The following is a 24508-nucleotide window of genomic DNA, read 5'->3' on the forward strand; positions in this document are numbered from 1 at the left end:
ATGCATGATACGGAATTGCATTTATAAAGTTCGCCTGGATGGAAATCTCTGACAACCGGTTTACAAATTCATTTGATTTTTTGAGGTTATTGGGTGCAGTGGGTGTCATTTACCTGCATGCGTATCATCTTCTGCATTTACAGGATGATATCGGCCTGGATCAAATATTGCACAGGCAGCTTAATCTGACTGTAATGATGCTGGGGATTTTTTTTACGGCAAGCGGCTATCTGATCGCAAGAAGTGTGGAGCGGTCCTCCTCCCTGAAAAACTATCTCTGGAAGCGGATTCTTCGGGTGCAACCCCTGTTAACACTTGTTTGCCTGCTAACGGTGTTTGTATTAGGCCCGCTTTTTACGGAATGGTCTATAAGCGCTTATTTTAAAAGCGGAAGCTCCTGGTCGTACCTGCGGACCATTTTTCCTGCACTGGGAATACAGTTTCAGCTGCCGGGCGTTTTTGAGCGAAATATCGGGGAACGGGGAGTGAACGGTTCACTATGGACGCTCATTATTGAAGAACGGGTTTACCTGGCTATGGGATTACTGTTCCTGATCCGGCGCCGCCGGAGCCAGTGGTTTACGGCATTTGTTGCAGTTTTAAACATCCTGTACCTGCTCAATCACTATAAAGCGGGAGGATTCCATTTCAATGTGCTGGATAGTTATACCACGCAGTACTACGTGCTTTTTTTTAATGGAGCCCTGTGCTATTTTCTGAAGATTCCTTTCCACAGGATCAATAGCTTGCTTATGATTTCTGCCGTTGCCATCGTTTACTTCCTTTTCCGGCATACCATCGAAGCTACATTATATCTGTTGCCGCTCCTGATCCTGCTGATCGGAAGCCGGAAAACCGTATTTTCCGGAACGGCAAAATGGGGGGACATTACATATGGGCTGTACGTGCTGTCTTTTCCTGTACAGCAAATGCTGATCCACCTGTCGCAAAACAGCATTCGGCCTCCCGTATTGTTTGTGCTTACCCTCGCTATCTGTATACCGCTGGCCTACCTCTCCTGGCATTGTCTGGAGAAACAGTTCTTAAAGCTCCGGCATCTTGTTCAGTAATGCTGCCGGGTTCAGTTGCCTTAAAACATATTTCCCGATCACATCAAATTCAAGATTCACAATGCTGCCCGTGTCAATCAGGCGCATATTGGTATGACTGATGGTGTAGGGGATGATTGCTACCGTAAATGCCGTTTCGGTTACATTAAAAACGGTCAGGCTGATGCCGTTTAAGCTGATGGATCCTTTTTCAATAACCAATGGAGCGAACTTCGGGTCAAATTCAAAAGTATATTCTGTACTACCTTCTTTTGAAACGATTTTTCGGCAAACGGCCGTTCCATCTACATGTCCCTGCACGATATGACCGTCCAAACGGCCATTCATTACCATACAACGTTCGAGGTTCACCAGGGTGCCGGGCTGCCAATCCCCGAGGTTACTTACCTCCAGCGTTTCCGCTATGGCTGTTACCTGGTGCCGGTTTTCTTCAACGGCTTCCACAGTTAAACAAACACCATTATGACTGATGCTCTGATCTTCCTTTAATTCCTTCGATACCGGGCTTTCAACCCAGAACGTAATATTGGAACCGGTTTCCTGCCGGGAAATAACGGTTCCCATCGCCTCAATTATTCCTGTAAACATGGGTCAAATTTCCGGGAAGAAATTGAAAATTCAGTATCTGGCACTGAAATTTGGTATTTTATATTTTTTGCCTATCTTTGCATCCCGATAATTAGGATTGGAACTAAAAACTACCAAAGGAGGTATAAAATATTTATGTTAATCATTGATTCTAAAGACTGCGAAAACATTGACAAGGCTTTAAAGAAGTACAAGAAGAAATTTGAAAAGTCTAAAACCTTGTTGCAATTGCGTGAGCGCCAGCATTTTACAAAGCCTTCGGTAAAGAGCCGTGGCCAGCGTTTGAAAGCAATTTACAAACAGCAGATCGCAAGCGGTAAAATAGAATTATAAAATAGTTGATATTTTATATAATATTGTAACCTCAAGTGCTTACTTGAGGTTTTTTTTATGCCTGACCGTATTGTTGATCATATTGAACCGTTCGTCGGTTATCTGAAGTTTGAAAAAAGGTATTCACACCATACCATAACGGCTTATACAACGGATCTTCAGGAGTTTTGTGATTTTATTGAAACCCTATACGGCAATGTGCCGCTTGGCGAAGTTTCCTATGCCTTTGTACGGAGCTGGCTGGCCCGGCTGATGGAGCAGGGCATCACCTCCCGCAGCATTAACCGCAAGATCTCTACGCTGAAATCATTTTTTAAGTATCATATAAAAATGGAAACGATCGGGGAAAACCCGATGTTTAAGGTCATTGCGCCCAAGGCCAGCAAACGGCTTCCAGCCTTTGTAAATGAAGCGGATATGAAAGTGTTGCATACCACGCTAGCCCAATCTGCGGAGGACTGGAAAAGCCTGAACGCAAAAATGCTGATCGGGCTTTTTTATGGTACAGGGATGCGGTTGAGCGAGCTGATTCAGCTGAAATGCGGGCAGGTAGACGGATCCCGGAAACAGGTAAAAGTACTTGGGAAAGGAAATAAAGAACGGGTGCTGCCGCTGGGACCGGCACTGATTGACCTGGTGCAGGAGTATGAAACACTGAAACGCAAACAATTTGCAAACCTCCCGGACGAATTGCTGGTAACGGAAAAAGGTAAAAAACTTTATCCGAAATATGCCTACCTGCTGGTAAAACAATACCTGTCGTCCATCGCCACGCTTGATAAAAAAAGCCCGCATGTGCTCCGGCATAGTTTTGCCACGCACCTGATGAACAACGGCGCTGAAATCAACGCTGTAAAGGAATTACTGGGTCATGCCAGTCTTGCGGCCACCCAGGTATACACACATAATTCCATCGAAAAACTAAAGGACGAATACCGGAAGGCGCATCCGAAAGCACGGTAAGACATCGCTGTAAGCTTCGTGTAAATTCTCATAAAAATTAGCATTTAATTTTAGGAATCGCGTTGTTTTTTGTTTAACTTTAGATTAAAGAACAACAGGTCTTTGAAATAGGAAAATATCGATTATTCACTTTTAAATTCAACTATCATGAATGTGAACATTCAAACAGTTAATTTTAATGCAGACAGGAAGTTGATTGAAGCAATCAGTCACAAAATGGACAAATTAGCTACCTTTCACGATCGCATTATTGGTACGGACGTCTATCTGAAACTGGACAATATCGTGCATAACATCAAGGATAAGATAGTAGAAATCAGGGTGCAGGTGCCCCGCCATAGTTTTTTTGTAAAAACCACCAGTAAATCTTTTGAAGAGTCGTTTGAAAATGCGTTTGATTCCCTGGTGAACCAGGTAAAACGCCGTAAGGAAAAAATGATTGCATAAACCATATAAACTCATAAAGAAATAATTTTATTATCTATATTTTTTCAGCCCCGCTCCGGAATAACCGGAGCGGGGCTTTTTTTGGGCGTGCAAGCCGGCCGGCGATGGAAAGAGTGACCACGAAAAAATGCTAAAGCACGCATTTTTAGCATGTTGGATGTTATTTTTAGGCTTCTTTATCAGAGTTTGGCATAGTTTTCTATATAATTAAAATAGATTTTTAATTCGGACTTTTAAAACGTATCTATTATGATGAAAAGAATGATGCCTTTTGCTGTAATCGCAATGATGATACTGGTTGTTGCGTGTCGCAATACGAAGAAGGAGGACAGTGCCGGTGCGATACCGGTACAGGACACATTGGGTTTAGCAGAATACCAGAAATGGAAAATGGAAAATGAAGTACGCAACCGGTTGCAGCAGGAACAGCAATTGGAAAATGCGGCTCCCGCAGCTACCTCGCGTTCTTCTGCCGTTTCTTCCCACAGAAGTTCCAGAAGCAGCAGTAGCAGAGGAACTACCTACAGGAGCGGCGGTGGTGGCGGAGATTATAATTCCGGCTCTTCCGGTACGGTAGCACAGGCTCCGGAGCCTCAGAGAAGGAAAGGTATGAGTCATACTGCTAAAGGTGCGATTGTAGGGGCGGCTTCCGGTGCCATCATCGGTGCAGTGGCCAACAGGAAAAACCGTTTAGGTGGCGGTGTGGTTGGTGGTGTAATCGGTGCCGCAACCGGTGCCGGTGTGGGAGCCATCGTGGATAAGAAAGAGCGCCAGCGCAACGGCTATTAACAGTTTAAAAACATTGCAACGGTCCGGTAAAACCCGGGCCGTTTTTTTAAAAACCTGCCTAAATTGTTGGCAGCATATTTGTTTTATCTGTACATGATTTAAATTTAATACCTTTAATTATGAAAAAAACATTTGGAATCGTATTCGGTATTGCTTTGCTGGCCGCTTGCAACAGCTCTGAAAACCAGTCTGCAGAAACTACGGCGGATTCATCAGGAACTGCAGTTGTAACTGTTGATACCAATGCGGTAGCACCTCCGGTAGCCGTTCATTACACAGAAGGAGATGTGATGCTTAAGGATGGGAAAACCTATGTGTACACCAATGGAAATTGGGTGGTTGCTGAAAAAGAAATCAAACTGGACAACGGTATCGTGATTGCTCCAAACGGCGAAGTGAAAAATAAGGATGGAAAGGTGGTAGTGTTGCAGGAAGGGGAATATGTAAATAAGTCCGGCAATTTCTTCGACCGTGCGGGTAATGCAGTAGAAAATGCCTGGGATAAAACCAAGGAAGGTGTATCCAAAGGAGCCGAGGCAACCAAGGACGCGGCAGAAAGAGCGGCAGAAGCCACAAAAGAGGGCGTTGAAAAGGGTGTAACGGCTACCAAGGACGCAGCGCATAAAACCGGTGAAGCCATTAAGAAAGGTGCACAGAAGGTAGGCGATAAGACCAAAGAAATCGTAGAAGATATTAAAAAATAAACATCACGATCTTTTCGATTATGTTTTGATGAAGGGGCCGGACTACCGGTCCCTGTTTTTTTGATCCGGAACCAGCGAGTGATCTACCACGCCCTGCGGTTGAATTGCCCTATGTGTTTAAGCGCCCGAAGGCCATCATGAAATTCCTTAAAAGAGGATTTGTCCTACTGTACCTTTAGGGCCGGCCAGGTAAACGGTTTTTGTTGCCGCGTTTATAAAAATAGTATTGAACGGTTTGTCTGAAACGGGCTTCCAGTTTAATCCGCCGTCTGTTGTGACGTCCACACCATTAAGGCCGCAGGTGATCCAGGTAAGTTGGTTGAGCGGCGCCACAGCACTCCGGTAACCTCCGGGTCCGTGTTGCGGCAGCCGGAAGGTTTTGCCGCCATCGGTACTAAGCAGGAGCACACTGTCGCGCCGGTCGGGATGCTGAAAATCGCCCCCTGCGATCATCATCCGGGAATCCAGGACCGCAATGCTATTAGCTCCTGCACTGGCAGTTCCCTGCAGCAACGGAAGCACGGTAACGTTCCTGTCGTCAAATAATCTTGATGCGGTTCCACCACTTACCATCCGTATCTTTTTTCCGGATACGACTAGGTTGCTGCCGCTGGCTGCGAAAAATGCTTCGCCTGGCAGGGCGGCGGGTCCCGGCAGTTGTTCCCAGTTGTTGCCGGCATTGGTAGTTCTTGCAATAAAGATGTTGCCACGGACAGGATCTCCGATCACATACCCCATTTTCCGACCGGTAAAAGTCATGGCATCAAGGAACATGGCCGTATCCCGGTTTTCATACACCGTTTTCCAGGAATGACCGCTATCAGTTGTTTTGAGGATATAGGCAGGGCTCGCAATACCCATCAGGATTGCTGTGTTTTCGTCCAGTACAGCGATATCCCGGAAATCCCGGTTCTCAAAACCCGGAACCTGCTGCCATTGCCAGGTTTGGCCTCCATCAGCAGACCGGCCGGTATAGCCGTTACTGCCGCTGACCCAAATGGTATTTTTAAAACCTCCGATTCCCCGGAGATTGGTTCCGTTCCCCGTGCTGATGATTTCGAGATTTTGTGAAGCCGAGGCAAAGCTGCCGGTGCATAAGAAAAACAATAACAGGTTCCTGAACATTGCAGATGGTTTTAAAACTTAAAGATACCGCCATTCCGGTTCAAAAAGATAACGGTTGCCGGGTAGTTGATCAGCCAGCCGTAAAATAAGATGAATTAAAAATTTCTATAAATTTATTAATCAATTAATAATTAATTGTTTAAAATATTTTATCTGAAATTTATAAGCATGTGTAAAGGCCATGGTGCCACTCTTCCCTGTCCGTTAAAGCAGTTGGAAAATTAATATCCCGTTACGCATTAACATGAATTGGTGTTGATTTCTTTAACTTATTTTTAATCAATATGTAACAATGGTTTCATGATTGCAAATTATCGGAGGAATCCATTCCTGCGCCAGCCATAAACGCAATAAAAAGAAGCTGTCTCAAAAGTCCGAAACCGTCATTTTCGATCCCGTACGAAGCGGTCCCGATTGCTATCAGGAGGAGAAATCTCATTGCCTGGAGATTATGTATTGGAGATTTCCCGGCTCACTACATTACGCTCGAAATAACGGACTTTTGAGACAGCCGCTCTTTTTCCAGGGAAACAGCAAAGGCTTCCCGGTCATCATTTATCGTTTGTGCATCTTCATCATCTTTCCTTTCCACTTTCTCATAGCCTGGGAATTGATCTGCATACCCAGGCTCATCGTCAGGTTACGGTTAGTGAAGGATGGCGTCTCACTGGGATTATTGGGTTTCTGCTCCACAAAGCCGTGATAATAATTGATCTCATGATTCAGGTAGAAGCCGTCAAATACACGGATATTCAATCCCAGGGAAGCGTTACCGCCCACATCGATTTTAGTATTCAGCGCCCGGGTGCTGTATACGCCGGCAAATGCATCTTCTTCGGTTTTTAAAAATGTTTTGCCACCTACCAGGAATTGTACCGAGGGGCCGATGGTTAAACGCGGACGTACCCGTTGCGCTGCATCCCCGAAATTAAAGCTGGCAAATACCGGAACCTTTATATAGTTTGTTCTTGCGATGGCGCGATTACCGGAGTTTTCGTATTTAAAGCCCGTACCCTGGCTGCTGAAAAAAGTACCAAAACCAATGCCCGCCACATCGGTAAACTGATACGTAGCCGTGCGACCGATTTCAAAAGTGGGGTGAAACTGTCGTTTTGCATTATCCGGCTTATTGCCCACTGTCCAGCTATGTCCAAATGCGGCACGATCGCCGATATTCCAGCCGGTTTGAGCGGTTGTTGCCAGGCTTCCCGTTAACAGAACTGCCGAAAAAAATAAATGCTTCATCTTTTTAGTTTTTTTGAATGTGTAGGGGGCGTTCCTGTTTAAGTAGACCATTGCTTCTAAATTACAGGACCCGGTTCCCATTATGTTATATATAGGATCTGTTTATCAAGTAAAAAGCCCGCAAAACCATGCCAGAACATGGCTTCCGGAGCAACAAAACGTTGATCCCGTTTATCTTGGCGGTATCACAGTGCCTGCGAAACCCTTGCTCCGGGCCTTTTCCTCCAAAAGCGGTCTGCCTGCAGGACAGAGAGGCTGCCGGCGGGAAGCAGGTTGGGAAACCGTATGTGGATCTTTTTGCCAAAAGCAGGGTTTTTGTTGGATATTTCCTCCTGCCGGAAATCGCTGCAGATATTGCCTTTTGTGTAGTGGTGATTCTTTGCTAATTTTGCCACCTTATTTTATTGAATTTTAATGAATATGATCAATATTACATTTCCGGACGGAGCCCGGCGTGCGTATGAGCCCGGCGTTACAGCGCTGGACATCGCCAAATCCATCTCTGAGGGATTGGCGCGAAAAGTAATTGCTGCAAACGTAAACGGAGAAGTTTGGGACGCCACGCGCCCGATCCATACTGATAGTGCTGTTATTTTGTTAACCTGGAGCGATGCAGACGGAAAGAAAGCATTCTGGCATTCAACGGCACACCTTATGGCAGAAGCAGTAGAAGCCTCTTTTCCCGGTGTAAAATTTTGGGTAGGACCTCCGCTGGATTCCGGCGGGTTTTATTATGATATGGATCTTGGTGACCGCAAACTTTCCGAAGAAGAGCTGGGCGCCCTGGAGAAAAAAATGAATGAGTTGGCAAAGCAAAACAATGCTTATGTGCGTAAGGAGGTTCCCAAGCAGGAAGCCATACAATATTTTACCGAGAAAGGTGATGAATACAAACTGGACCTGCTGAACAACCTGGAAGATGGTAATATAACCTTTTACACCCAGGGGAATTTTACGGATCTCTGTCGCGGCCCGCATATTCCGGCCACTGGTATCATCAAAGCCATTAAACTTACCAGCGTGGCCGGCGCTTACTGGAAGGGCGATGAAAAAAATAAGATGCTCACCCGCGTTTATGGTATCAGCTTTCCCAGTCAGAAAGAACTGGATGAATACCTGCAGATGCTGGAAGAAGCCAAGAAACGCGATCACCGAAAGCTGGGTAAAGAACTGGGCATATTTACCATGGATGATGATGTAGGCCAGGGGTTGCCTTTGTGGTTACCCAATGGTACGATTGTGATTGAAGAGCTGGAGAAACTAGCCAAGGAAACCGAAGAGGCCGCCGATTATAAGCGGGTGGTAACGCCGCATATCGCCAAGGAGAGTATGTACCTCACCAGCGGGCACCTGCCTTATTACCAGGACAGCATGTATCCGCCCATGGAGGTAGACGGACAGAAGTATTATCTCAAGGCGATGAATTGTCCGCATCACCACAAGATCTTTGCAGCCGAACCTAAAAGTTACAAGGATCTTCCGCTGCGCCTGGCCGAATACGGAACCTGCTACCGCTATGAGCAGAGCGGGGAGCTGTTTGGATTGATGCGGGTACGCTGCCTGCATATGAATGATGCGCATATCTATTGCAGTAAAGAACAGTTTGCAGAAGAGTTTCGTGCGGTGAACGATATGTACCTGAAGTACTTTAAGATCTTTGGGATCGATCGGTATGTAATGCGTTTGTCGTTACATGATCCGGAAAAACTGGGACAGAAATATATCAACGAGCCGGAGCTGTGGCTCGAGACCGAAGCATTGGTGCGAAAGGTGCTGGTGGAATCAAATATTCCTTTTGTGGAAGTAAAGGGCGAAGGCGCCTTTTACGGGCCTAAGATCGATGTACAGATCTGGAGTGCCATCGGCCGCGAGTTTACGCTGGCCACTAACCAGGTAGATTTTGCACAGGGCCGGCGGTTCAACCTGCAGTATACCACGGCAGATAACGGACACGATGTGCCCCTGATCATTCACCGCGCGCCCCTGGGCACCCACGAGCGTTTCATCGGGTTCCTGCTGGAGCACTATGCGGGGAAATTCCCGGTGTGGCTGGCACCCGTACAGGTAAAAGTACTGCCCATCAGCGACAAGTTTGAAGCATACACCAAAGATGTATACAGGGCACTGCGCAGGGCCGGCATCCGGGCGGAGATCGATGAGCGGAATGAGAAGATCGGGAAAAAGATCCGTGATACGGAGCTGATGAAGATCCCCTATATGCTGGTGATTGGCGAAAAGGAAATGAACGAGGGAAAGGTCGCCATCCGCAGGCAGGGCAAGGGCGATGCCGGAACAAAGACTATAGAAGAATTTGTTGAGGGCGTTAAAAACGAGATCGCCAACCGGGCAGATGCCGTATAAGGAGCAGGTTTGAGATTTGATGTTTGATGTTTGATGTCTCATTTCATAATTCTCACATAGACCGGGTCCGGCGCTGGTATTTTTATATTTATTATTCTACATTTTATATTTTATATTTCAAATGAGTTTTACCGTAGCAATTGTAGGAAGGCCAAACGTGGGAAAGAGCACGCTCTTTAACCGTTTGCTGGAGCAAAAAAAAGCGATCGTTGATGATGTCAGCGGCGTAACCCGCGACCGGCAATACGGCATCAGTGAGTGGAACGGTAAAACGTTTAACGTCATCGATACCGGCGGGTTTGTACATGGCAGTGATGATGTGTTTGAAAAAGAGATCGCCAAACAGGTACTGGTGGCTGTAGAAGAAGCCAATGTGATTCTTTTTATGACCGATGCTGCTACCGGCATTACCGACCTGGACGATTCGATGGCCCGGGTGCTGCGCAAAAGCACAAAGCCCGTTTTCCTGGTTATTAATAAGGTGGATAACAACGAACGCCTGCTGGAAGCCAGTGAATTTTACAGCATGGGATTTGAGCAAGTGTTTTTTATAGCGGCCGCCAGTGGAAGCGGAACGGGAGAACTGCTGGATGCCGTTACCGACCTGATGACGGAAGATTCCGGTATCGACGAGCATATTGCGGACCTGCCGAAGTTCGCCATCATTGGGCAACCCAATGTGGGCAAGTCTTCCCTGTTAAATGCATTGGTTGGAGAAGAGCGTACCATCGTGAGCAATGTGGCGGGCACCACCCGTGATACCATTCATACACATTACAATCTGTTTCAGAAGGAATTTGTGCTGATCGATACAGCGGGGATCCGGCGCAAAGCCAAGGTGCACGAAGACCTGGAGTTTTATTCGGTGATCCGCGCTATTAAGGCGATGGATGAAGCAGATGTATGTATATTACTACTGGATGCAGAAAAGGGAATTACGGCCCAGGATCTGAATATCTTCAGCCTTGCGGCAAAAAAAGGAAAGGGCATTGTATTGCTGGTAAATAAATGGGACCTGATCGAAGATAAGAAAACCAATACAGCAAAGGAATATGAAGATGCATTAAAAAAGCGGCTGGCACCCTTTAGCGATGTGCCGATTCTTTTTGTATCGGCCACCGAAAAAACAAGGATTTATAAAGCGATCGAAACCGCACTGGAGGTATATCAAAACCGCAAGCGCCGGATTCCTACCAATAAGCTGAACGAGGTGATGCTGAAAGCGGTGGAAGCACATCACGCACCGGTAGTAAGAGGCCATTCGATCAAAATAAAATTCGTGACACAGCTGCCAACGGTGGTACCTTCGTTTGCGTTTTTCTGTAATTTCCCGGATGATGTAAAAACGCCCTACCGGAACTACCTCGAAAACCAGTTGCGCAAAAATTTTGATTTCAGAGGCGTTTCCCTGCGTCTCTTCTTTAGAAAAAAATAACAATTGTTGCAGGTTACTTTCAGGCGGTTTCCGGAATCATACTGAAAACAGGAATCATTATGAAAAATAAATTGAAATTGACTGCTTTGGGGTGCGTATGGCTGATGGCTTCATGTAACCTGAGCTCCGGCAGCGACGCCGAGGCCAACAAGGATTCGCTTTCTTCCGATTCGATCGCGAAAATCACCGACAGCACTGCAAAAGCGGTTACCGATAGTATCAAGGCTGCCGGGAAGGATGCCGACAGCTCATTGAGAAGCCTCGGGGATTCGCTGAAAGCCGATATCCAAAGTGCCACCAGCAAATTAAAGAACCGTTCTGTAGAACTGGGCAATAAAGCAAAGGAAGGGCTCAATGCTGTAAAAGAAGGTGCCGAGAAATTGAGCAACGCTGCAAAAGCCGGTGTGGAAGCGGGAAAAGAGGCGTTGAAGAAATAACGCAGGCAACTGACGCTTCTGCCAGGCCTGATCATGCACAGCGATCCATGTTACCGGTGACCGCGTATGGCTGTGGATCTGCAAAATCATTACGCGGGAAAGCGGTCCGTGTGCTCATAGCCATGAGGAAAAGCTGCCTGGTACCTGCTGTGATCAGTGGTTGTAAGGATGCTTACTACGAAAAGGTTTTGACACCGCGAATCTTTGCAGCGAATCCGGGCCTAACTGGTATACGATCTGCTGTACTTTTGGCTTAAAGGATGGTGACCGTATTCTCAACAGATTACGAAAGAAGGGCGGTTAGATGCGCCTGCTTTATGATACAGCAACGCATGCCGTATATTTTGATTGCCGGCGTCCGGACAATGGCCGCTTCTTATGATATATTTCCGATCAATTGTTTTACCGTATTTTCAAATGCAGCCGCTTCTTCCAGTTGTTCGTGAATAAACGGATTGTCCTTTAGCGCTCCTACAACCGCCTCCATTTCTGCCGCCGACTCATAAACCATTTTCCGGAATGGATTTTCGTAATCCTTGGCTTTTGATGCATAAACCGAGTCTGCAATCCATCGTTTGGTATCTGCAGCCAGTGATAGCAGTTCCCGGATCAAAGGGCCGTCAACCGCACCGGGTGTAAAGCCGCGGATCTCCATGAGGGCACGTAAGGCGTGCCGGAGTTTCCGTGCGGGGTAGAGGCCGGCCTGCGCTTTGTAAAATGTATGAATCGCAGACCACCCGCCTTCCAGCTTCCCGTTTTCAATATCCCGGATCAGGTGACGGATGTCTTGTTCCGGAATCAGCTGTCCGCCGGCGTTTAACCAGGTAGTACGCGCTGCTGCTTCCTCAAAAAGTTTCCGGATCGCCGGCAGGCTTTTATCTGCCGCCTGCTCCAAATGCTTTACCAGGAGCGCCGCTCCGTAATAGGCTACCATTTTTTTATAGATCGCATACCCTTCCTGTACTTTCAGCAACAGCACGGGGCGGTGGGAATTTTCAAAACCGGAGGCGTATATTTCCAGTTGATCCAATACCGGGGCCTGTTCTTCGAGCAACGCTTTTCCCTTTTGTTCATGTTCGGCACTGCTGCCAATCATCTGGTATTGCTGGTAATAGGCCTGCCCGGTAAAGCGGCATAACAGGCGAAGGGCGTCAAAGATCTCGTTGACAGTATCCGGCGCCAGGAAATCGTACTCCAGCAGCTGTGCCTTTTCCTGGCGTTTGTCCCGGTCGGCAAACTTCCGTTCATTCCGGAGGATGGCATACATATTATACATAAACCAATATCCGGGCATCACCAGCAGGCGATCTTTATGCACCTCGTTGCTCACCAGGCTAAAAGGCAGGGGAATGTTCAGTTCTGCCGGGTAATCGCCCTTGGCAATCATCGTAAAGGATGCAAATTTTGAATTGTGTTTGAGGCTCACACAAAGTCCCGGCCAAAAGCCGCGTCCCGCCTGCAGCTCACCATCCGCTGCTCTTGAATTGTGGTTGGAACCAATAGTGGCTCCTGCAGCAATATTGCTTTGTCCCATCACCAGGGAAGCACATAAAAAGGAATTGTTGTGGTGTTGCTCATGTGCGGGAAACAACAGGGTGTTCAATACCTCGCAACAGGAAATAGTGGCGTTTTCTCCCAGGTAAGAATTAATAAGGCGCGCTCCGTATTTTAACTGCGAGAAGGGGGCCAGGATAAAACGCACGGCTTTTACGCCGTAGAAGGCACGGCTGCCCGCGCCCATAATACCATTTACCAGTTCACAACCCTCGCCGATCTGCGATTTGGCGACTTCATTGGAATTGATGGTCAGGTTCTTTAATTTGTTAGCACCCTTAATATAGGCGTCGCTGCCAATCTTTACATCTTTAAGGATATGCGTATTTTTGATCACCGTTCGTTTGCCAACGGTTCCGTAACTACCCCTGTAGGTGCCAAACTTCTGATCAGTAAATGCCTTAAAGGCCTGCAATAATTTTTCGTTATCCCTGTATTTCGACCATAACCAGGCGTCGCCGGGCAGCATGCCGTCGAAAGGGATCACTTTCCGGCCACCGTTCTCATTACAGATCTCCAGCCAGATCCGTACCTCCTCCGGTTCGCCGTCTTTAACAATACCGTTACCGAATTTGCTGTGCGAGGTGCAGGACATTTCATTGACATTGATGAGAATGGCTTCGTCTTCAATAATATAATGACTGAGCATCCGTACATTATTAATGGCCACGTTATTGCCGATATCACAACTTACGATCAGGCTGCGATAAAGCCCCACAGGCGTACGCAGCTGGCTAAACTCCAGGAAATAAGGCTCCAGTTTCCCAATCCGTACCAGCCCGAAGAACGTGCATTCTTCAATGAGCAGGATATCGATCCCATCCCGCACCAATACCTGTGACCAGTTATCGGAACGGTTCCCGTTTGATTTCAGGATGGCAATTTCCTGTTTGGTAAGCGGCCGGTAATCGGTAGCTGGGTTTTGCTGAAAGCGGATATAAAATTCATCCCTACCCTCCGGTAAAAATTGCCGAGGAATAAAGTTGTAACCCAGGTTTTCTACCGGATGTTTTTTAATCTGGTTCATGGTCGTATTTAGATATTAGAGGTCAGATGTCAGATTTGAGATGTCAGATGATGCCGAGACCTTTTGTTTCAGGTTTAAGATGCCGTGCCGGTAGTTATTAAATGGAGATTGAATGGTGGTTTGATACCTCCGGTAACCCGCTCCATTCTGAGATCTCAACGCTCACATCTCGCATCTCAATGCTCAATTCCGGATTATTCAACGGTAACGCTTTTCGCCAGGTTCCGCGGCTGGTCTACATTGCAACCTTTTGCCACACCGATATAGTAGGAGAGCAGCTGTAGCGGAACCACGGCCAGCATGGGCGCTACGATTTCATCAGCTTCGGGGATGGAGATACAGTCATCACAAAGAGCCCGGCTGGTTTCGTCGCCTTCGGTAATAATACCGATCACTTTTCCCTTCCGCGCTCTGATCTCCTGCATATTACTAACGATCTTTTCATGAAAGGCATCCTTACTGGCAATAAATACCACGGGCAGCTGTTCGTCAACAAGGGCGATAGGGCCATGTTTCATTTCCGCTGCCGGATAGCCTTCGGCGTGTATGTAGGAGATCTCCTTTAATTTAAGTGCACCCTCCAGGGCAACCGGAAAATTATAGCCGCGGCCGAGGTAAAGGAAATCGCGCGCGTCCTTATATTTTTCAGCGATGGCTTTTATTTGCTCGTGATGATTCAGGATCCATGCTACTTTTTCCGGTATGGCATCCAGTTCCAGCAACAGCTTCCTGTACCGGTTCTCATCGATACTACCCTTGATATAGGCAATCTTCAGGGCAATCATGGTGAGTACCACCAGCTGGGCCGTAAACGCCTTTGTGGAAGCCACCCCGATTTCAGGACCGGCATGGGTATAGGCACCACCATGACTGATCCGGGCAATGGAGGAACCTACCACGTTGACCACGCCCAGGATGATGGCGCCTTTCTCTTTAGCTTTTTCAATGGCCACAAGGGTATCGGCGGTTTCACCGCTCTGGCTTACGGCAAGGATCACATCGCCTTTATTGATGATGGGATTGCGGTACCGGAACTCCGATGCATATTCCACTTCCACATTGATCCGGCAAAGTTCCTCAAAAATATATTCGGCTACCAGGCCGGCATGCCAGCTGGTACCGCAGGCAATGATGATGATCCGGTTGGCATTGATGATCTGTTCGGCGTATTGCTGAATACCGGCCATGGTAATGGTTCCGCTGGCGGAACTGAGCCGTCCGCGCATACAATCAAAAATCGTTTGAGGCTGCTCAAAAATCTCCTTCAGCATAAAATGATCGAAGCCCCCTTTTTCAATAGCCGCCAGTTCCAGGTCCAGCTTCTGCACATAGGGCGTAATACTTTCATTACCGAGGTTTTTCAGGATCAGCTGATCCGGCCGCACAATGGCCAGTTCATAGTCATTGATATAAACCACCTCCTTGGTGTATTCCAGCATGGGAGAGGCATCCGATCCCAGGAAATGTTCATTCTTGCCCACGCCGATCACCAGCGGGCTGCCTTTGCGGGCGGCGATAATGGTATCGGGGTTGGCGGTTTCAATCAGCAGGATTACATAGGCCCCGGTAACCCGCTTCAATGCAATGCGCACGGCCTCTTCCAGGGAGCAGTCATTCTGCTGCCGGATCTCATCAATAAAGTTGAGCAATACTTCGGTGTCGGTATCGCTTGAGAACTCGTATCCTTTTTTCAGCAATTCATTTTTCAGCTGGGCATAGTTTTCAATAATCCCGTTATGGATCATGGCAATGGTGCCGCTTTTGGAAAGATGGGGGTGGGCATTTTTATCACTGGGCTCGCCGTGTGTAGCCCAGCGGGTATGCCCGATACCGGTGGTGCCTTCCACATTTTTTGTTCCGATGGCTTCTTCCAAATCGGCCACCTTCCCCTTTTTTTTATAGATTTTGAGCTGGTCTTTGTCTAAAAGTGCAACCCCTGCACTGTCATAACCTCTGTATTCTAATCGTTTTAGTCCCTTAATAATAATAGGATACGCATCCCGGGTACCGGTATAACCAACAATTCCGCACATGATGTTTCGTGTTTTTACTAAAGAAAGCGAAGATACACAAAGTTTTGTGCAAACGATTGCGCAGGTGTATTAAATATTGTTTAAAGAAGCGTGCCCTTTAAAACCATATAGGCTACCGAGAAGTAAATGATGATACCGGTTACATCCACAAGGGTGGCTACAAAGGGTGCGGAAGAGGTGGCCGGGTCGAGCTTTAATCGCTTTAAAACAATGGGCAGCATGGAGCCGATCAGGCTTCCCCATAAAACAATGCCGATGAGGGTAAAGAAAATGGTGATGCCTACCAGCAGCCAGTGCGGACCATAATCATAAAGATGCAGCTGTTGCCACATCATAATACGAAGCAATCCGATCGTGCCCAATGTCAGTCCCAGCATCGCACCCGAAAGCAATTCGCGGCGCATCACCCGCCACCAGTCGGCAATGGTTACCTCACCCAGGGTCATGGCCTGAATGATCAGCGTGGAAGCCTGGGAACCGCTGTTACCGCCGCTGCTCATGATCAGCGGCACAAAGAGTGCCAGCAGGGTGGCTTTTTCGATTTCCACCTCAAAGAACTGCATGGCCGTGGCCGTCAACATTTCACTCAGGAACAGGATGATGAGCCAGCCCACTCTTTTTTTATATAATTTAAACAGGGCAATGTCCAGGTAGGGCTCTTCAAAGGCCTGGGTACCCCCCATTTTCTGCATGTCTTCGCTATATTCCTCTGTAGCCACCCATAACACGTCGTCGATGGTTACAATACCCAGTAGTTTATTGCTCTGGCTCACTACAGGCAGGGCGATTCGGTTGTTCATTTTAAACACCTCGCTGGCCGTTTCCTGGTCATCGTAGGCATTGAGCGAAATCACCCGCCGTTCGTCCATTAAGTCGGATACCGGGGTTTCCGGAGTGTTTAAGATAAACTCACCGATCCGGATATCATCCAGCAGTTCACCTTTATGGTTGATCACATAAATGACGTTGATGGCGTCGCTGTTTTTGCCGTATTTGCGGATGGTATCAAATACTTCTGCTACCGTGTTGTACGCATATACATACACATAATCCGGGTTCATCAAACGGCCGATGCTGTTTTCGGGATAACCCAGCAGGGAAAGCGTGATCTTGCGCTCCTCCGGATCCAGCAGTTTGATCAGTTCTCGCACCGCGTTGGAGGGCAGTTCTTCCAGGAAATCGGTACGGTCATCCGCCGGCAGGTCGTTGAGCAGCTCGGCCGCCTTACTGGGCGGCAGTTTGTGAATGATGTCTTTTTGATTGGCGGTTTCCAGGAGTTTAAAAACGCTGGCGGCCCGGTGCATCGACATATTGGCGATGATCTGGCTGTCGTATTCCGGCATTTCATAGATGAGGTCAACCACGTCGGTGATGTTCTGGGCATCTAAAAATTTTTTGATCTCCAGTTTATCTTCCGTAAGGATGACTTCTTTGAAAAGCTCTACCAGTGTTTTATCTTCTTCTTCAAAAGACATGCGTCAAACGTACATAAAATTTTCCATTCCCGTTTCAACAGGTTGGATGAAAAGTTTGGATTACCTACCGGTTTTTGAAGCAGCGGAACCGGTGATGATTTTGTAGATCAGATCTGTGAACTTTGCGTAATTTGCCGGCTGCAGGTGCTGATCCTGCGGGGATTAAGTTTCTGTTAATAATGTATCTTGGTTTAAATTATATATAGTGATCGCATCCGGGTTATATATCGCGCAGACGGAAAAAATGGGAAGGGGCGTATTTACCAGTGTAGCCATTACGGCAGGATCGGTAATCGAAGTGGCCCCGGTCATCGTAATGTCGCAGCGGGAGCGGGAATTGCTGGACCAGACCCTCCTGCATGATTATATTTTTGAATGGGGAGCGGAAGGGGAACAATGTGCCATGGCCCTGGGCTGGGTGGCCGTTTATAATCATTCGTATAGGGCCAATTGCGATTATGAAATGGATTATACCACCGATTCCATACAGATCATCACCGTAAGAGATATCCAGGCAGGCGAGGAGCTGTTCATCAATTACGGCGGTAGCTGGGATGAGCAAAAGCCGGTATGGTTTGAAACGCGGTAGGGGAATTGAGATTTGAAATTCCAGATTTGAGACAGGAAGTCTGAAATCTCTGGTGCAGGTGAATCATCAGATCTTTTAGTCCGGACCCTTGGACGCCCGATACCGGATGCTCAATGTTCAAATCTCGAATCTCAGATCTCGAATCTGGAATCTCAAACCTGACACAGCTATTCAAAATAGATCCGTACTGTTTGATAGAGCAGTTGGTTCTGCATGATATTGGAAGACTGGCTGGCTTTATCTGAGAAGCCTTTTAATCCGAACAGACCTGCAGCATTCCCTTTATTAATGGCGATTTCGAGGTACCCGGCACTATTAAAAAGCGCCAGTTTATCGCCTTCCCGCACATCGGCATAGGACTCGCTGATCCGGTCGATGACTTCATCCCGTTTAAATACAATTTTAAAGCCACGGCCATTGCGTTGTTCTTCAAATTGCTCACGGGTAATATTTACAATTACGTTTTCAAAATTGTCGATAAAAATAATCTGGCCCTCAATATAGTTACTGTCAACCAGCGGCTGCAACGGATTTTTTTCCCGGAAGTTAAAATCCGGTACGCCGATCTTTTGTATCGATTCGCCGTTGACCAGTCGCTCCACGGTTTTGGCCATTACCTCCGTAACATAGAGGGTATTTTTTATAGCGCTCCGGCTTAACGGAATGCCGATGATGATATCGGGTTTTTCCTCCAGGATCATACTCAGCAGCCCGTTGTCGGCACAAATGATGTATTGATTTTTATGGAATGCTACCAGCAGGTTTTCCGGCCGGGTTCCAAAAAGATTCACCAGGATCAGGTGGAAGCTAAATTCGGGAAAGTTTTTAAAAGCGCCGCGGCATACATAGGATGCCTGGGGAAAATTAAAGGGCGTAATATTATGAGAGATATCTACCAGCTGAAGATCTGCATTTACTTGTAACAACTGAGCCTTGATAGCCCCCACTAAATAATCCTGGTACCCGATATCAGATGTTAATGTTACAAAATTCATTGCCTGTTCAGTAGATTCACATATTTTTTGTTAGGAGTATGTCCTGCAAAGTAAACAACCATTGACTACTTTATCAACTCTTTGTTTTTAAAGTAAAACTTATGAACCAGTTTATCGGCAATTGAAGGAAAAAATTTGTTCAGGAAAACGGTTTCTTTCCCGGTAGTGGTCATTACAATGGTACGTTTCTTACTCCGGATGGCTTTCAGGATCCGCAGGGCCACGGCTTCTGCGGTCATCATTTTCCCTTCATCCATGGGGTTTTCTTTTTGTTTTTCCCCCTTATCGTTCAGGGCATTGTCGCGGATGCTGGAGGCGGTGAACCCCGGGCTTACCCACATCACATGCACCTGGTCGTCGCGCAGCTCGGTCATCAGGCATTCGAGGAAACCCTGTAAGGCAAACTTGCTGGATGAATAGCCGGTTCTTCCGGGAAGTCCGCGGTAGCCCGCGATGGAAGAGATGCCCACAATGGTGCCCTTGCTTTTAGTCAGCCAGGGCAGGGCGAGCTTGGTGCAATATACGGCGCCGTAAAAATTGATGTCCATCAGTTTTTTAATAACGGCCACGTCCAGGTCTTTAAAAAGTCCGCGCATGCTGATGCCTGCGTTATTGATTAGCACATCAATGCGTCCGAATACTTCCACGGTAGATTCAATAAAGCGCTGGCAGTCGGCCTCTGCACTTACATCCGCCACCAGGGTATGCAAAAAGGAAGAGGGATGCGCGGCCTGCAGGGCATATAATTTATCATGGTTGCGCCCGCAGGTGGCCACCCTGGCGCCAAAACCCAGCAGTACATCCACCAGGGCACGTCCGATTCCATCTGTTCCACCCGTAACCACTACCACCTTATCTTTGTAATATTCGTTCATGCGGCTAATGAAAATATTTCAACAAACCTACTTATAAAATATTAAAAAATAACTTTTAATACAGGGTATATGGTGTGGTTGCAAAAGAAAATACTGCTGGTCATTGTTTTGAGTGCCTGCTTTTTTACCGGGTATGGTCAATCCTGGGTGCGGGTCAATCAACTGGGCTATACCGAAAAGGATGTAAAAGTGGCAGTACTGGTGTCTAAAAATGCGATGATCTGCACGCGTTTCTCCCTGGTTGATGCCGCAACCAACAGGGTCGTGTATACCAGCAATAAGGTGCAGGCCTTCCCGGCTTATGCTGCTTTTAGAAGCGGGTTCCGGCTGAATTTTACGGCATTTCAGAAGCCGGGCACCTATTATATAAAGGCGGGTGAGGCCGTTTCGCCGGTGTTCCCTTTAAACAACCGGGTTTATGATGGTACCGCGGATTTTATCCTGAACTATATGCGGCAGCAACGTTCAAAGTTCAATCCTTTTTTAAACGACAGCTGCCATACGGAAGACGGATTTATCGTATACCATAACGACAAAGCCAAAGATTCCACACGCATTGATGTGGCAGGCGGATGGCATGATGCATCCGACTACCTGCAGTACCTGCCTACATCGGCCAATGCCACTTTCCAGATGCTGTTTGCGTACATGAAAAATCCCGGGAGTTTTGAAGACCGTTACGACGCCAGCGGAAGAAAGGGGCCTAACGGGGTGCCGGATATTCTCGACGAGGCCCGCTGGGGGCTGGAATGGATGGTAAAGATGAACCCCGGAAAAGAGGAATATTATAACCAGATTGCGGATGACCGGGATCACCGGGGCATGCGCTTGCCAACGCAGGATACTGTCAAATACGCTGCGCATATGGGATTGAGCCGGCCGGTATATTTTATATCCGGTAAACCACAGGGCCCGAAATATCAGAACCGTACAAAGGGCGTCGCTTCAAGCGCCGGCAAGTTTGCATCGGCTTTCGCCCTGGGTGCAAAGATTCTGGAAACATACGACCCTGTTTTTGCAGCCACCCTAACGGAAAAGGCCCGAGATGCCTATGCTTTTGGAAAAAAATACCCGGGCAACAACCAAACCATTCCTTTTGGTGCGCCTTATTTTTATGAGGAAGATAATTATGTAGATGACATGGAGCTGGCGGCCCTCTCCCTGTACGAAGTGGATAAAAAGGAAGATTACCTGGATGAAGCAATCCGTTTTGCAAGACAGGAGCCGGTAACACCCTGGATGGGAGCAGATACCGCCCGGCATTATCAATGGTATCCCTTTTTAAACCTGGGGCATTACCTGGGTACCAGGCATGGCAACAACCGCAACGAATACCTTTCTTTTATGAAGGAAGGGATCGAGCGGGTAAAAAAGCGTGGAGCCGGAAACCCGTTTTTGATGGGCGTACCCTTTATATGGTGTTCGAATAATTTAACCGTGGCCATCCTCACGCAAATCAGTTTATATAAGGAAGCCAGCGGCGATCATCAGTATGATGAGCTGGAAGCCGCGTTGCGCGATTGGCTGCTGGGCTGTAACCCCTGGGGCACCAGCATGATCTGCGATCTGCCGGAAGCCGGCGTGGCACCAAAAGATCCGCATTCGGCCTTTACCCATTTGCATGGCTACAAGATTTCGGGCGGCTTGGTAGACGGTCCCATTTATGGAAGCATCTGGGATAAGTTGATCGGGATCAAATTGTATAAGCCGGATACGTTTGCTGCGTTCCAGTCGCCCCTGGTTATTTACCACGATGATTATGGCGACTATTCCAGCAACGAACCAACCATGGACGGCACGGCGAGCCTGAGCTATTATTTCGCAAAGATGCAGGCCCGGGCTTCGGAAACAGAAGCATTACGGAAAGACGCGGCAGGTGCCGTGATCGGGATGCCGGGCAAGACCGTATACCTCATCTTTTCGGCACACGATAAGGGCGAAGGCGGCGCCTATATCCGGCAGGTATTAAAGAAGCAGGATGTAAAAGCCAGTTTCTTTTTTACGGGTGATTTTTTAAGAGACCCGCAATTCAAACCCGGAGTGTTGCAGCTAAAAAAGGAGGGACATTATATTGCGGTACATTCCGATAAACATTTATTATATAACGACTGGAAGCAACGCGATTCCCTGTTGGTAACAAAGGAACAATTTGTAACCGATCTGAGCCATGCATACCAGGCACTTGAAGCAATGGGTATTTCCAAAGGCCGCTGGTTCCTGCCGCCCTATGAGTGGTACAACAAGGACATTGTAGCCTGGGCCCGGGAGCAGGGATTAACGGTCATCAATTTTACACCCGGCACGGGCACCAACGCGGATTATACCTGGCCCGGTCAGCCGAATTATAAAAGCAGTGCACAGCTGCTGACGCAATTAAAAAAAGCGGAAGCAGAAAAAGGATTGGCGGGTAATTTCCTGCTGATCCATTATGGTACGGATGAACGGCGGACCGATAAGTTTTATCATCAGCTGGAAACCATCATCCGCTTTTTGCGTGCCCGGGGATATCAGCTGGAGCGGCTGCCTTAGATGTATGATTTACATAAGCTGCGGTCATAAAGGATGCAAAACGATACTCCATCGGTCAGCAAAATAGCGCGTATACGGTGCGCAACGATGTCTTGCATGCAGGACAAAAAAATGAAAAAATATTTCAAGAATTCTGTGTTTTTTTTTGGAGCAATAAATTGATTCCCTTATTTTTGCACTCCCAAACGGGAACGCAGTTGATTCCGTAGCTCAGTTGGTAGAGCAATACACTTTTAATGTATGGGCCCTGGGTTCGAGTCCCAGCGGGATCACAGACAACTTAAAACCTCGCGCTCGTCGCGGGGTTTTATATTTTAGGCGGGCGTTTAGCTGGGTTCCTTTTTTATAACCCCGATTTTTTCCTGTACTTTATACTGGTTCATTAGCTTTCACTAAGTAAGCATATCTTAATCGGAGTTTACAGGTTCAGTGATTGGAGTGCAGTTGGATAAAATTGTAAAATTGCAGCAAATTAATTAAAAACCACGCTCGCTTATTTCACATAGGCTATCCGTTCGAAATTACCGCCTAACAATTCCAAGTGAAGCGAAATGAGTATACTCAACCTGTTTCTATTTTGATTGGCAACCATATTTGCTAACAAAAACGGTTAAATAATCGCTATGGTCTTTTGTAGTAAAAAGTCAGAGAATCATTTAAACCGGTTATTTGGGCGACACCTCTGGTCGCATAATCATTTACTATATTTGTCTGGTTTATTACAAATTGCTCCATAAAATGGAAGATGTCAATCTTTGGTTAGACCAGCCCAGAAAAGGTTAATCAGAAGTTAAGAATAAAGCGGTTTTATTTAAGTAGAGTCTTTCGATGAGCAATCCGGAAATTTTTTCGGATACCTTTTCTGTGCTCATCCATCAACGTCTTCAATCGATTATTTTTAACATGAAAGGCTTACCACATTTTTCTTTATTTTCGCAGCATTCTACTTTCTTTCAATATGAGCGTATGATGGATATTGTATTACCTTAATTACCGTTTGGGTAATTACATCTTCAACTGATTATTTCATTAGTGGCTGCTGCATCTTTCGCAGCGGAGCTACTCTTATTTTTATTTAATGCATCAGTAATGTACAAATACAATTATACCATCAGACAGGAAAAACCTGCTGATATCGAAACGATCAACGCAGTAACAAAGGCCGCGTTTGCCTCTGCTCCATATAGCAGCGGAACGGAATCATTCATTATAAATGCCCTGCGCAAAAATGGTCAGCTGACCCTTTCCCTGGTAGCAGCGGAGGAGGGCGTATTGATCGGGCATGTTGCTGTATCGCCCGTAACCATTTCTTCGGGTGCTGAAGGCTGGTTTGGACTGGGACCAGTATCGGTGCTCCCCTCCAAACAGGGATCGGGTGTGGGTTCCGGCCTCATCAGGGCCGCCATTGACGCATTGAAGGAGCTGCATGCAGCCGGCTGTGTGGTGCTGGGTGAGCCTTCCTATTATGGCCGGTTCGGATTCAGGAGTGATGCCCGTTTGCAGTACCCGCATGCTCCCGCCGAATATTTTCAGGTACTGCCATTTAGGGAAAAGCTACCGGAAGGAACGGTAGCATATGATGATTCTTTCCACGTCACCGGTTGAAGTAATCAACTATAAATAAAAGCGACGGTCTCAAAAGTCCGTCATTTCGAGACTGCAACGTAGTGAAGCCGGGAGCTCATCTGCATTTAATTTTTAGATCATATGAAATTTCCCTCCCGATAGCCGGGACCGCTTCGCCCTGCAACGGGCAGGATCGAAAGGACGGTTCCGGACTTTTTGAGACCGCCGTTTTTATAATTGAGATGATCAGAAAAGGGCACCAGGCCGGTTGATCCCGGCCGTTTTTAAGATCAACGGCGAAAAGAACCTGGGTCGGTTTTATGAGGTGCATCAACGCTGGTGTGTCAGGATATTTTATAAACAGTTAA

At 47.2% G+C, this 24508-nt stretch carries 21 protein-coding genes and 1 tRNA gene; 13 read left to right on the top strand and 9 right to left on the bottom strand.

From position 1 onward, the window contains the following. The first annotated feature begins 38 nt into the window (after window positions 1-38). A complete protein-coding gene (locus LL912_RS03465; protein ID WP_235552164.1) occupies window positions 39-1070 on the top strand; it encodes an acyltransferase family protein in 1032 nt (343 codons plus the stop codon). Here LL912_RS03465 and LL912_RS03470 read toward each other — a convergent pair. Further along, on the bottom strand, window positions 1044-1658 hold the full coding sequence (locus LL912_RS03470) for a riboflavin synthase (RefSeq protein ID WP_235552165.1): 615 nt from the start codon (window positions 1656-1658) through the stop codon (window positions 1044-1046). The genes LL912_RS03465 and LL912_RS03470 overlap by 27 nt on opposite strands. Before the next feature lie 135 nt (window positions 1659-1793). On the opposite strand from LL912_RS03470, the gene rpsU reads away from it, so the two are divergent. From rpsU to LL912_RS03495, 5 genes are all read left to right on the top strand, one after another. Further along, the gene (gene rpsU / locus LL912_RS03475) at window positions 1794-1991 is read left to right on the top strand and encodes a 30S ribosomal protein S21 (protein WP_018626743.1); all 198 of its coding nucleotides are present in this window, start codon (window positions 1794-1796) and stop codon (window positions 1989-1991) included. A 57-nt stretch (window positions 1992-2048) separates the two neighbouring features. Next, a complete protein-coding gene (locus tag LL912_RS03480) occupies window positions 2049-2954 on the top strand; it encodes a tyrosine-type recombinase/integrase (RefSeq protein ID WP_235552166.1) in 906 nt (301 codons plus the stop codon). 147 nt (window positions 2955-3101) lie between these two features. Then, window positions 3102-3401: an HPF/RaiA family ribosome-associated protein gene (locus LL912_RS03485; protein WP_235552167.1), complete on the top strand. Its 300-nt coding sequence runs from the start codon at window positions 3102-3104 to the stop codon at window positions 3399-3401. A 249-nt stretch (window positions 3402-3650) separates the two neighbouring features. Next, a complete protein-coding gene (locus LL912_RS03490; RefSeq protein WP_235552168.1) occupies window positions 3651-4190 on the top strand; it encodes a YMGG-like glycine zipper-containing protein in 540 nt (179 codons plus the stop codon). 119 nt (window positions 4191-4309) lie between these two features. Then, entirely contained in the window at window positions 4310-4894 is a 585-nt protein-coding gene (locus LL912_RS03495) for a DUF6799 domain-containing protein (RefSeq protein ID WP_235552169.1), read from the top strand. A 147-nt stretch (window positions 4895-5041) separates the two neighbouring features. Here LL912_RS03495 and LL912_RS03500 read toward each other — a convergent pair whose 3' ends face one another. The 3 genes from LL912_RS03500 to LL912_RS03510 form a co-directional block, all read right to left on the bottom strand. After that, window positions 5042-6019, bottom strand: a complete 978-nt coding sequence (locus LL912_RS03500) for a WD40/YVTN/BNR-like repeat-containing protein (RefSeq protein ID WP_235552170.1) — start codon at window positions 6017-6019, stop codon at window positions 5042-5044. A 555-nt stretch (window positions 6020-6574) separates the two neighbouring features. Beyond that, complete coding sequence (locus tag LL912_RS03505) at window positions 6575-7264, bottom strand: outer membrane beta-barrel protein (protein WP_235552171.1); 690 nt, start codon at window positions 7262-7264, stop codon at window positions 6575-6577. Between the two features lie 185 nt (window positions 7265-7449). Then, window positions 7450-7659, bottom strand: a complete 210-nt coding sequence (locus LL912_RS03510) for a hypothetical protein (RefSeq protein WP_235552172.1) — start codon at window positions 7657-7659, stop codon at window positions 7450-7452. 25 nt (window positions 7660-7684) lie between these two features. Between LL912_RS03510 and thrS the strand changes: the two genes are divergently transcribed. The 3 genes from thrS (at window position 7685) to LL912_RS03525 (ending at window position 11497) form a co-directional block, all read left to right on the top strand. Continuing rightward, window positions 7685-9625 carry a threonine--tRNA ligase gene (thrS, locus tag LL912_RS03515; protein WP_235552173.1) on the top strand — a complete coding sequence of 647 codons (1941 nt, stop codon included), beginning with the start codon at window positions 7685-7687 and terminating at the stop codon, window positions 9623-9625. Window positions 9626-9746: 121 nt separating this feature from the next. Continuing rightward, window positions 9747-11060, top strand: coding sequence for a ribosome biogenesis GTPase Der (der, locus tag LL912_RS03520; protein ID WP_235552174.1), 1314 nt, complete (start codon window positions 9747-9749; stop codon window positions 11058-11060). Between the two features lie 59 nt (window positions 11061-11119). Beyond that, window positions 11120-11497, top strand: a complete 378-nt coding sequence (locus LL912_RS03525; protein ID WP_235552175.1) for a hypothetical protein — start codon at window positions 11120-11122, stop codon at window positions 11495-11497. A gap of 376 nt (window positions 11498-11873) precedes the next feature. On the opposite strand, the gene LL912_RS03530 is transcribed toward LL912_RS03525, so the two are convergent. The 3 genes from LL912_RS03530 to mgtE all read right to left on the bottom strand — a co-directional run bounded on the left by LL912_RS03530 (window position 11874) and on the right by mgtE (window position 17586). Next, window positions 11874-14078, bottom strand: coding sequence for a DUF4954 family protein (locus tag LL912_RS03530; protein WP_235552176.1), 2205 nt, complete (start codon window positions 14076-14078; stop codon window positions 11874-11876). 194 nt (window positions 14079-14272) lie between these two features. Beyond that, complete coding sequence (gene glmS, locus LL912_RS03535) at window positions 14273-16111, bottom strand: glutamine--fructose-6-phosphate transaminase (isomerizing) (RefSeq protein WP_235552177.1); 1839 nt, start codon at window positions 16109-16111, stop codon at window positions 14273-14275. Between the two features lie 80 nt (window positions 16112-16191). Beyond that, the gene (gene mgtE, locus LL912_RS03540) at window positions 16192-17586 is read right to left on the bottom strand and encodes a magnesium transporter (RefSeq protein WP_235552178.1); all 1395 of its coding nucleotides are present in this window, start codon (window positions 17584-17586) and stop codon (window positions 16192-16194) included. A 205-nt stretch (window positions 17587-17791) separates the two neighbouring features. Between mgtE and LL912_RS03545 the strand changes: the two genes are divergently transcribed. Then, window positions 17792-18175, top strand: coding sequence for an SET domain-containing protein (locus LL912_RS03545; protein WP_235552179.1), 384 nt, complete (start codon window positions 17792-17794; stop codon window positions 18173-18175). A gap of 167 nt (window positions 18176-18342) precedes the next feature. Here LL912_RS03545 and LL912_RS03550 read toward each other — a convergent pair whose 3' ends face one another. Further along, window positions 18343-19170: an SAM hydrolase/SAM-dependent halogenase family protein gene (locus LL912_RS03550; protein WP_235552180.1), complete on the bottom strand. Its 828-nt coding sequence runs from the start codon at window positions 19168-19170 to the stop codon at window positions 18343-18345. Window positions 19171-19235: 65 nt separating this feature from the next. Then, window positions 19236-20045, bottom strand: a complete 810-nt coding sequence (locus LL912_RS03555) for an SDR family oxidoreductase (protein ID WP_235552181.1) — start codon at window positions 20043-20045, stop codon at window positions 19236-19238. 69 nt (window positions 20046-20114) lie between these two features. Here LL912_RS03555 and LL912_RS03560 point away from each other — a divergent pair, with 69 nt between their 5' ends. The 3 genes from LL912_RS03560 (at window position 20115) to LL912_RS03570 (ending at window position 24179) form a co-directional block, all read left to right on the top strand. Beyond that, the gene (locus tag LL912_RS03560; protein WP_235552182.1) at window positions 20115-22574 is read left to right on the top strand and encodes a glycoside hydrolase family 9 protein; all 2460 of its coding nucleotides are present in this window, start codon (window positions 20115-20117) and stop codon (window positions 22572-22574) included. A 199-nt stretch (window positions 22575-22773) separates the two neighbouring features. Then, window positions 22774-22846 (top strand) — tRNA-Lys (locus tag LL912_RS03565). 817 nt (window positions 22847-23663) lie between these two features. After that, on the top strand, window positions 23664-24179 hold the full coding sequence (locus LL912_RS03570; RefSeq protein ID WP_235552183.1) for a GNAT family N-acetyltransferase: 516 nt from the start codon (window positions 23664-23666) through the stop codon (window positions 24177-24179). Window positions 24180-24508: the final 329 nt, after the last annotated feature.

It is taken from the genome of Niabella agricola (assembly GCF_021538615.1).
GTDB lineage: Bacteria > Bacteroidota > Bacteroidia > Chitinophagales > Chitinophagaceae > Niabella > Niabella agricola.